We start from the raw sequence: 10,084 nt of genomic DNA, 5'->3' as shown, positions 1-10,084 counted from the left end.
TTAATTTTTGCAATGCTTCCAGCGTTTGAATGCTATTGCTTATGTTATCTTTGGACTTTGTCAATTGATTTTTAATTGCCTCTTTCTTTTCTGCAATAGAAGTTGGATCGACGTTAATATTATTTAATTTAGTAATGATATCTGAAAAATGTTGTGCAATCTGTTGGACAGTTGCGACATCCTTTTTAATAACTGGAGATAGCTCATTAAATAGAGCATCCGCTTCATTTACTAAATGTAAACCCTTCTGAATGGTCGTTAAACCGTCCGTTGTCAATTGTTCCACTTGGGGTATTTGTGTAAGAGCTTGATTCAATAATTGATTGGCATCTTTTCCTTGCTTAGATGCTTGTGTTAAAAATGAGTTGATATCAGGTAAATGCTGTTCTATGGTAAAGACATAGTTTTCAAATTTGTGGAAATCAGGAATATCACGTTCCATTTCAACGCCAATTGTATTAAAAATAGAAAAAAGAGTGCCATTAACAGTCGATACAAATTCATTCGAAACCTGCTGAGTAAGAACACTTGCTCCTTTACTTGTTATTTTAGGGGCAATAGGATTCTTTTTTTCGTTTACATAATAGTCGATATGGGCTTTCGTTGGTTGATCTGTAAGAATCGACGTTAGCTTTTCGGAAAAATCTTTGGGAATGACTATGGCGGCAAAGTAATCGCCATTTTTTAAATGATCAATCGCTTTTTTCTCCGTTTCTAACTCCCAAGTAAAACTTTTATTTGTCCGTAAATTTTCTATAACTTCCTTTCCGACATTGATTGTATCCCCTCGGACATTTGTTCCAGTATCTTCATTTACAATAGCAATCTTCATATTAGATGTGTGGGCGTATGGGTCCATGGAGGCATAAATATTAAGCCAGGCATAAAGAGATGGAAGGAAGATGAGCCCTCCTATAATGACAGCTACAACCCAGTTTGTAACAATGTTGCGAATATCCTTTGAATAAATTTGAAACACATGCTGAAACGAGTTTTTCATTTAATCACCCCACATTCAAATTTTGCATGAACTCTCATTATGTATGTTCCCAAATTCACTTAAAATTATGTTATAAATGTGAAATATCTTCATTTAAAGGCAAATTAGTTTACTAGGTTTTTGAAAAACTTTATAATCAATCGCGAATACACTAAAACTAGGCTTTTAGTGTGAAAAAGGAGGTCACTACTTTAGTGAAAAAATTATTAATTATTGGTTCCGTTATTGTTGTCTTATTTGCAGCAATTATTGTGCTTACCAATGTCTCAAACAAAAGTAAGTTAGAAAGTGCAAACAACCCCTATGGCGATAAAAAGCTAAAACAAGAAACAATTGATCAATTAGATGATGAAAACTATCAAAACATTATGTTACCAGATGAACTAGAAGCTAAAATTAAAGCGGGTGAACCGGTCAATGCTTACTTCTTCAGTCCAATTTGTGTACACTGTCAAGCATTTACACCAGAGTTAATGCCAATTGCTGATGAATTAGGTGTTGATATTGCACAATTGAATGTCTATGAATATGAAGATTTATGGGAGAAATATAATATTGAAGCAACGCCAACATTTATTCGTTTCGAAGATGGTAAAGAAGTAAATCGCTTTGTAGGAGCTCTTAAAGAAGAAGATTTAAGAACATTCTTAAATACTGTAGTGTTAAAAAAATAGAGAAAAGCGAGATTGTGTCAAATTTTGATACAATCTCTTTTTGTTTTTGTAGTGTATACTAAAAATACTGAAAAGTTGTACACTGGAGGAAATGTCAATGTCAATGGATGAATATTTTTATAATGGCGAGCTAATGAAATGCTATGAATTAGCGAAGAAGGTAACAAATGAAGAGGAAAAAGCACTGGCACAAAAATATATCAATTTATTAGAACAGTATGAATTGGATCACTATCCAAAGCCAACTGCTCATTTAGAAGTTCAGCATATAGAACGAGCTGACGAAAGCTATCCAGAATCTGATCTAGTAGCTGAAATACGTGCAATAAAAGATGAAGCGGCATTTGCAAAGCGTATTCAGCAATTGGAGGAAGTGGCGAAAACAGGAACACCATCAGATAAAGCACAATCCTTTTTTACACAAGGGGAGCTGTTCTTATTTGCACATCATTACAATGAGAGTGTTCACTGCTTCCAACAAGCAGTGAAGGAAAATCCAGATAAAGCTGTCTATTGGGGGATCACAGGGCAGACGATGCACCGCTTTGGCTGGATACCTTTCGATGCGCTTGGTTATTTGGAGCAAGCGATTCAGCTAGATCCCACAAATCCTCGTTGGAAATGGAATAGAGCTCTTGTACTTATTCAATTAGCCAAGGATCTGCAAATGGCTCCATTTATGGCGAATGCGGCACTCACTTTGGAGGATGCGCTGGCTTCTTGTGGCGAAGAGCAAAAATCATTGAAAGATGCCATTCAAAATACAATCAACAATATGGATAGCTATGTTTTCTCATAAGATAATCGGATGTTTCCAATAGCTACGGAGACATCCTTTTTACTTAGAAATCAAGTGAGCTGGGTTCGTTGCCATATTTCACAATCATGGTATGATAAGAAAGAAAATGATTTGTAGATATAAAGGACGGATTTTTATGGCACAAGAAGTGGCAAATAAGTTTATTGAAAACGTTTGTAATCATTTAGTTCGCAATATGAATATCACAAAAGTAGAAGAGCATTTTAAAGAAACAATTGCCATGCAGCGACAATCAGCTAAAACGTCAACGGACTTTTGGGATATGCTAATGGTTAATATGCTTTATTTTACTGAAAATGAACAGGCGTGGGAGCAAGAATTTTTAAAAATGCTTAAAGCGAAAAAGTGGCTAGAGCCTGCAGCTTTGGAAGAGGAATTATTAATGCATCAGATGAGAATTCGTCAACAAGTGGCAGAGCAACTAGATGCAGCAAAGGACTTATTCCACAAGCAGTATGAGACGGAAGGCATGACGGAAGAAGCGATTATTTATGACTATGCGTATAGCTCTGCTGGTCATTCCATGCGCATGGATTTATTAACTGTTCTTGTATCAACGCCAGAGCAATCAACAATTCTCTTTGACGCAGATCCACAAGAGACTATCCGTATTGTTAATGGTTATATTGCTTACCATACAGATGGATTGATTAATAAAACGAAATTATGCTAACTTTGTTACAAAGGTTTACGTGAAAGGAAATTGATTGAATGAATACACCATTTACTTTTAAACATACACAACCAACAAATATGGACCCTACTAAAAAATACCCAGCTATTTTTTTACTGCATGGTATGGGCAGTCATGAGGATGATTTACCACAGTTAGTGCAGGAATTCAAAGAGCAATGTCATATTTTTAGTTTACGAGGGCCAATTACCCAACATCCTGGCTATGCATTTTTCACCATTCAAGAGGTAGGGCAACCAGATCGTGCTATCTTCGATAAAGTGTTAGTGGCATTACAACGATTTATATTAGAGGCCATTGATGAATATCAAATTGATCCTCATAAAGTATTTGTATTAGGCTTTAGCCAAGGTGCAGTATTAGCTCAATCACTTGCCTTTGTTATGGGGAATTTAGTGACCGGGATCATCGCATTAAGTGGCTATACACCAAAATTTGTTACTGAGGAATATGCCATCCGCTCTGTAGACCATTTGCATGCTTTTATTTCACACGGAGATTATGATTATGTAATACCTTCTCAATGGGGCATGGAAAGCAAAGAGATCTTTGAACAATTTGGTGCTACGGTGACATTTAAACAATATCCAGATGGACATGGTGTAACGCCAGAAAATATGCGTGACCTTGTGACGTTTTTAGCACAGCAACTACAGGAAGAAATTCAATAAGTAGAAATCCGAGGCAAAATATTGTCTCGGTTTTTTTAGTTGCTTCAACATGAAACATTGTATTAAATTATTTTTCTCCAATAGTGATTGGAAGAATCGAGTCAAGAAGGTTCAAATTCATGTCAGTCGGTGGTATCATAGAAGATGTTGTGAATGAGCGTGCTTTATTAGATGAAAACATGTACTTTATGTGAACATAGAGACAGAACCCATCTAAAAGGGGTAAAATAATAATTTGATGTGCTAGATGCAAATTTTGTCGCTTCGTATCGAGGGAAGCGTTTAGAAATTATGGAGAAAAGGAATTAAAATGAATGGAACAAAATCTGAAAACGGAGCATAAACCGCAATCCTCACGTGGGAATTCATCACGCTCTACTATTTTAGCGCAAACAGTCAAAACAGGGATTATTAAATCCAATTTAATTCCTATGTGGGCTGGTTTAACGCTAGGCATGTACAAAAATAAAATGGCGTTTATAGACAATATACCTGAAATCATTTTTTCAACAATCGGTTCCGCCCTTGTAATTGGAGCAGCAGGGGCATTTAATAATGTCTATGACCGTGATATTGATGCAATTATGCCCCGTACACAAAATCGACCAACTGTAACAGGGGAAATGTCAGCGAAATCGACTTTATCATTAGCTGTCGTCATGTTAATTATTGGAGTAGCTGTGTTAGCACTTGCTTCACCATTAGCTGCTGCATTTGGGTTATTAGGTGTATTCCTATATGTTGTCCCATACACAATGTGGACAAAACGTCGTACGATATATAATACGGAAATTGGCAGTATTAGTGGTGCAGTACCACCATTAATTGGATGGTCTGCTGTCTCTTCAGACGTTACGCACCCTGCAATACTAGGCTTATTTTTTGTGATGGTGATTTGGCAAATGCCTCACTTTTATGCCATTGCGATTCGCAAACGTATAGACTATGAAGCAGCTAGTGTGCCAATGCTACCTGTTGTAAAAGGAATGCGCCGTACGTATTATCAAACTAATTTTTATTTAATCTTATTGATTTTATCAAGCTTTTTATTTGGCTCGTTAAGTGTAGGCATTATGCTTGTGGCTTTAATATTAAGTATTGCTTGGCTCGCGATGAGTATTTATGGTTATCACAGTAATACAGATCAAGTGAAATGGGCTACAAAAATGTTTGTCTTTTCACTATTCCATATGACAATACTATTCTCAACAGTCATTGTGTACTCCCTAGTAGGGGTTATCTTTAAACTATATTAATAACCCTATTACGCCTCTGCATGTTGAGCTTACAAAAACAAAAAAACCAACAAGTTACTCTTCACTTGTTGGTTTTTTATTATCCACTGAAAAAATTCGGCGACTTGGCCACTCAAATGCATGCAATTGTCCGCCAAAAACAGCGCCACCATCAATGCCAATGATATTATTTTCCCCAAAATACACCCGATAATCGGTTGGATTTTGATGTAGATTATAAGTAGGGGTATGGCCAAAGATAACCGTTTTATCCCCATGATAGCCTGCATGGAATTCCTCACGAATCCAAAGCAATCTCATAGGATCGGTGTCAGCTATAGCGACTTCGGGTACAACACCACCATGGACAAAAATAGCATCCTCTAATTCAATATAGATGTCAAAGGTTTCGATTAATTGTAAATGTTCTTCAAGTTTTGGCAATGTTTTAATAAAGCTAGGCAAAGTATTGCTTTGGATCGCTTCCTCAAAGTCTTCTAATTGGTAGCCATAGCTTGCCAGTGTGGCCTCTCCACCACATAGCCCCACCCAATGGTTCCATGGCTTAGCAAGGCCAGAACGGCAGGCATTCAGCATGATGGCCTCGTGGTTTCCTAGCAACACCCTTGCACCCAATGCTTGTAGTTCACCAACTAAATTTAATACACCACTAGAAGAGGGACCTCTGTCGATGTAATCACCAAGTAAAAAAAGCTGGTCGCTTTGTGGATCGTAGTTTGCTTTTAAAAGCAATTCTTCTAACAGCCCTAGTTCTCCATGTATATCACTAATTGCTAGTATTCGATTCATTTACGAGCATCCTTTCTAATAGTACCACTACTATTCAGTATAGAGAATTATTCTACAAATTTCGACTGTTCCAGCTTCTCTTGGACTTATTTCATAGAACTTTCAAAGAAACAATTCTCTTACTACTATTTTTTACTTTATCATATGATAGGTGATTTTATTTCTTTATTCATTTGTCTAGTGGGATGAGGGGAAGAGAGGGGAGAAGACCACGCATAACAGTAGAAGCAACTAGTAAAGCTTCTACTGTTCGAGCAAAGAAAAGTAGCTTGCTATAAGATTAAAGCTTCAATTTTTCCCATGCCTTCGTAGCTATTTGTTCATCAAAGGTTGAAATAAGACGAAAGTTATTGTTGTCTAAAATGCGGAAATGCTGGCTAATGACATTTTGCTGTAAACGAAAACCATCATGCTCACTTATATTTTTCCACCATATGTATCCACCCATTGTTTTTTCTTTTGGCTGTAATGTGCCATTATTCGCAATTAAATCTACAACCTCTAAAGGATCGCCACCAAGCTCATGCTGTAAAATGGTGCTGTCACGACATAGCGTGCAAACGGCAACAGTGGTTGTCCATCCTGCTAGAATACGACCTTTTTCAATTTGGACTAGTGTTTTCTTGGAAAGTCCTAGTAAATCACTCATTTGATCCTGTGTAAAAGTTTTTTCTGTGCGGATTAATTTCAGTTTTTCTGAAATGAGTGTGATTAATTGTTCACGATTCATCCTAAACACCCCTTATTTTCAGATTGTTATGTTCCATTATACATGAAAGTAAGATGACGTGTTTCTGTTTCAATAGTGGGTTGGGAAGAGAAACGAGGTAAAAGGAAACAGACTGTTCATTATAGAACAGTCTGTTGAATGTTAAATCTCATATTTTTTCGTATCGGAGATGACACGGAAGTGGATGCCTTTAATTTGTGCGCTCACTTTATGGCGAAGCGTATCAATATCGACTAGCTCCTCTTTATTTTGAACACATTCAGCAATCTCCTGTAAAAGCTTTGTAAAGGCTTCTTTAAATAAAGAACGCATATTATCGAAATCTAGACTGCGAAAACTGCCATCAATATCGAAAGCTTCTACTGAGTTTAATTGCTTAGAAGCACCCGCAAAACGATCGTCGTACACTGTGTAGTTTTCATCTGTCACTACGATAATATATAGGACTTCGCCTGTAATTGTTTTTAGTTCAATATTTGTTTTGTGTTTTTTTACATCAGAAATAATATGAATACCGTCTGAATGATATAGCTTAAATAATGTCATGAATATTGCCTCCTGAAACTAGAATCCTATTGCTATACTCATTATATAGTGCGATGGCTATTAATGGAATAAGGAATAATTTTTTGGGAGCCTTGCTATACCATTACATTTGTACTTCTGTTATGACGGAGGCTGTTTTTCTGAGAGGTCGAACCTCGATATAGTGAATTTGATGTCCTTGCTGCTCATAGATGCTAAAAACAAAGGAGTCGAGCTCAATGTTTTTTGATGCTTTTATGCCATTATTGACAGTTAAGAACCAACCACCTAAAGTTTCTACTTCCTCTGCATCTAGCGTAATGTTTAATAGATTTTCAACATCCTCTATAAGCATTTTTGCATTTAATATATAGTGATGATCTGTAATTTTTCGAATATCTGCAATTTCATCATCATCAAATTCATCTCGGATTTCACCAACAATTTCTTCTAAGATGTCTTCAACAGTCACTAGTCCAGATGTACCTCCATATTCATCCATTAAAATGGCCATATGGATGCGCTCTTTTTGCATGCGTACGAGTAGTTCCTGAATAGGAATTGTTTCAATGACTCGAATAACTGGGTTAATGAAATCTTCCAGTACTAATGTCTCGTCTGTAAGTTGTTCGAGTAAGCCGTGTGTAAAAAGTTCCTTTGCATTGATAAAGCCTAAAATATTATCGCGGTCACCATCAAAAATAGGGTAGCGCGTATATTTTTCAGCGGCAATAGTATGAATGATCGTTGTAAAGGATTCATTTTGTTCAATCCCGACAATTTCTGTTCTGGGAACCATGATTTCACGAGCAATACGTTCATCAAATTCAAAGACATTATTCACATATTTCAGCTCGGATTTATTAATTTCACCACTTTTAAAGCTTTCAGATAGCAATAAACGCAATTCTTCCTCTGTATGTGAAAGCTCATGTTCACTAGCAGGCTTCATGCCAAATAAACCAACCAAAACGCGTGCAGAGCCATTTAAGAACCAAATGAACGGATACATTATTTTATAGAAAAACATAATGGGCTTTGCAAATAGAAGGGTAATCGTTTCTGCCTTTTGAATGGCTGCAGTTTTTGGAGCTAACTCACCAACTACTACATGTAAAAATGTGGCAATGGCAAAGGCCGTACCAATCGTAAAGATCGTCATATACTTATCTGAAATGCCGACCACTTCAAATAGAGGATGAAGCATAAATTCAAACGTTTTTTCTCCAACCATCCCGATACCAAGGGCTGTTACTGTAATACCTAATTGGCAGGCAGATAAGTATTCATCTAAATGACTAACAACATGTTTTGCAGCAATCGCTTTTTTATTGCCCTCTGCAATTAGCTGATCCAATCTTGAGGAACGTACCTTTACAATGGCAAATTCTGTTGCCACGAAAAAGCCTGTTAATGCTAATAAAATGGTAAAAATCGATAAGTTTATTATGGTCTCCAAATAGTCGTTCTGTAGAAACAGAACGTCACCTCCTAATTATGAATGAGTAATAGTAAAGATTGCATTAAGGCAATACTTTCAGGGGAAACGTTTTTCTTTATATGTTCAATTTTTTTATGATCTTGCTTATCTAGTTGTTCTAGCAGAGAAGTGACATCATGCTCTAAGTCTTGCATTTTTAAACGAAGCATTTGTACGTCAATTTCTTCATATGGTGTGATGTTCATTTCATGTTGGATTTCCACAAGTGTAAGCCCCTGTTGTTTGCGTCGTTCAATAAAATGAAGCCGTTCAATCATAGTAGAGTCATAGTAGCGATAATTCGTTGCAGAACGCTCTGCATCCAACAAACCAATATTTGTATAGTAATCAATTGTTCGTTTCGTTATGCCAGTTTTTTCTGCAAGCTCGCCAATTTTTAATTTATCTGTCCCAATGCAAACACCTCCAAACCATCACGTGATGCTTTAATTATAACGTGATGGTTTTTATTAATTCAAATGATTGGTATCGATATTTCAAAATTGTAAGATTTCTTCGATGGAAAAAATAACGTTTCTGACACAGTTGAATGCCAGAAACGTTACTATGTTTATGGAAGTAAATAGGTATCATATAGGTGATGGAGTGCATCTTCACCATTTTGTTCTAAGAGAATTTCCCCGTTATATGTAAGAGTTACTTTTGTTTGAGAGCTATCAATTTTGTCATCGATTATTTTACATGAAACGGTCACAACACCAGCTTCAGCAAGCATTTCTTTCATCTCTTTATTCCATGACTGGTCAGAAAATAGTGGGGGCTGCCAAGTACCTCTCACATGTAGCTCATTTTTTTCGGGGTCATAATCCCAGCGTATGTCACGTAAAATAGTTTTAAATAGGTCATTAACTGTAAATGATGTGTCTTGATAGTTAATGTCTATAGCGCGTATAGCATGTACATCTCGACTAACTGCACTAGCTGCGGAGTTGGCCGCTGAATTGATGCCCGAAGCAGCATCCTTTATTTCTGATATTCGATCACCGCAGCCAGACAGTAGTGCACAGATGCATGACATACAAGCAACTTTTGTCATCCATTTCACAAGTAGTCCCTCCAGTCTAGTAAGTTGTTATTACTATCTTATCGAAAAGAAAAATACGAAGAAAGGGCATGAAGGCGGCAGATTGTGACGGTTTTGCAACGATGCGACCTCCACTTGATTGTTCGGCATTTTGGAAGTATAAAAGTCTGAAAATTTAGTAAAATATTGAGGAGAAAGGGAGCGGTTTGTGATGAAAATTAATGATGAGATGCTTGATCGATTAGGGACGTATTTTGTTTATCATGCTGTTTATGATACTTATGGTATTACCTTTGAAAACTTTGTGGAGCGTTGGTTACGAGGAATTCTGGAGGTTTAGTGAAAAGGAATTGAACTTGCCATCATGGGCTCAATTTTTTTGAAAAATGCATGTTTATTC

13 protein-coding genes are annotated in these 10,084 nt (G+C 36.6%); 6 read left to right on the top strand and 7 right to left on the bottom strand.

Annotated elements, in window-relative coordinates; all coding sequences use genetic code 11:
* The coding region (locus tag RT445_RS03255; protein ID WP_313469674.1) for a YhgE/Pip domain-containing protein at positions 1-1,000 on the bottom strand (1,000 nt) is incomplete at its 3' end.
* A 194-nt stretch (positions 1,001-1,194) separates the two neighbouring features.
* On the opposite strand from RT445_RS03255, the gene RT445_RS03250 reads away from it, so the two are divergent.
* The 5 genes from RT445_RS03250 (at position 1,195) to cyoE (ending at position 5,115) form a co-directional block, all read left to right on the top strand.
* Entirely contained in the window at positions 1,195-1,674 is a 480-nt protein-coding gene (locus tag RT445_RS03250) for a thioredoxin family protein (protein ID WP_274793763.1), read from the top strand.
* Positions 1,675-1,771: 97 nt separating this feature from the next.
* Positions 1,772-2,473 (top strand): tetratricopeptide repeat protein, encoded by a 702-nt coding sequence (locus RT445_RS03245; protein ID WP_274793762.1) that lies wholly within the window; start codon positions 1,772-1,774, stop codon positions 2,471-2,473.
* Positions 2,474-2,609: 136 nt separating this feature from the next.
* On the top strand, positions 2,610-3,167 hold the full coding sequence (locus RT445_RS03240) for a hypothetical protein (protein WP_274793761.1): 558 nt from the start codon (positions 2,610-2,612) through the stop codon (positions 3,165-3,167).
* A 38-nt stretch (positions 3,168-3,205) separates the two neighbouring features.
* Positions 3,206-3,859, top strand: coding sequence for an alpha/beta hydrolase (locus RT445_RS03235; protein ID WP_274793760.1), 654 nt, complete (start codon positions 3,206-3,208; stop codon positions 3,857-3,859).
* Between the two features lie 314 nt (positions 3,860-4,173).
* The gene (gene cyoE / locus RT445_RS03230; RefSeq protein WP_274793759.1) at positions 4,174-5,115 is read left to right on the top strand and encodes a heme o synthase; all 942 of its coding nucleotides are present in this window, start codon (positions 4,174-4,176) and stop codon (positions 5,113-5,115) included.
* A gap of 54 nt (positions 5,116-5,169) precedes the next feature.
* On the opposite strand, the gene RT445_RS03225 is transcribed toward cyoE, so the two are convergent.
* From RT445_RS03225 to RT445_RS03200, 6 genes are all read right to left on the bottom strand, one after another.
* Positions 5,170-5,904: a metallophosphoesterase gene (locus RT445_RS03225; RefSeq protein WP_274793758.1), complete on the bottom strand. Its 735-nt coding sequence runs from the start codon at positions 5,902-5,904 to the stop codon at positions 5,170-5,172.
* A gap of 280 nt (positions 5,905-6,184) precedes the next feature.
* Positions 6,185-6,634 carry a helix-turn-helix domain-containing protein gene (locus RT445_RS03220; protein ID WP_274793757.1) on the bottom strand — a complete coding sequence of 150 codons (450 nt, stop codon included), beginning with the start codon at positions 6,632-6,634 and terminating at the stop codon, positions 6,185-6,187.
* A 141-nt stretch (positions 6,635-6,775) separates the two neighbouring features.
* The gene (locus RT445_RS03215; protein ID WP_274793756.1) at positions 6,776-7,180 is read right to left on the bottom strand and encodes a hypothetical protein; all 405 of its coding nucleotides are present in this window, start codon (positions 7,178-7,180) and stop codon (positions 6,776-6,778) included.
* 103 nt (positions 7,181-7,283) lie between these two features.
* Positions 7,284-8,618, bottom strand: coding sequence for a hemolysin family protein (locus RT445_RS03210; RefSeq protein ID WP_274793755.1), 1,335 nt, complete (start codon positions 8,616-8,618; stop codon positions 7,284-7,286).
* Positions 8,619-8,650: 32 nt separating this feature from the next.
* The gene (locus RT445_RS03205) at positions 8,651-8,992 is read right to left on the bottom strand and encodes a MerR family transcriptional regulator (RefSeq protein ID WP_396631790.1); all 342 of its coding nucleotides are present in this window, start codon (positions 8,990-8,992) and stop codon (positions 8,651-8,653) included.
* 218 nt (positions 8,993-9,210) lie between these two features.
* Positions 9,211-9,696, bottom strand: a complete 486-nt coding sequence (locus RT445_RS03200) for a hypothetical protein (protein WP_274797352.1) — start codon at positions 9,694-9,696, stop codon at positions 9,211-9,213.
* Between the two features lie 199 nt (positions 9,697-9,895).
* On the opposite strand from RT445_RS03200, the gene RT445_RS03195 reads away from it, so the two are divergent.
* Positions 9,896-10,024 carry a hypothetical protein gene (locus RT445_RS03195; protein ID WP_274793754.1) on the top strand — a complete coding sequence of 43 codons (129 nt, stop codon included), beginning with the start codon at positions 9,896-9,898 and terminating at the stop codon, positions 10,022-10,024.
* The last annotated feature ends 60 nt before the right edge of the window (positions 10,025-10,084 follow it).

Origin of the sequence: Lysinibacillus sp. (assembly GCF_032093475.1) — a bacterium.
Classification (GTDB): Bacteria; Bacillota; Bacilli; order Bacillales_A; family Planococcaceae; genus Lysinibacillus; species Lysinibacillus irui.
The sequence above is the reverse complement of the archived record's forward strand: the minus strand, read 5'-3'. Positions and strand labels throughout refer to the sequence as shown.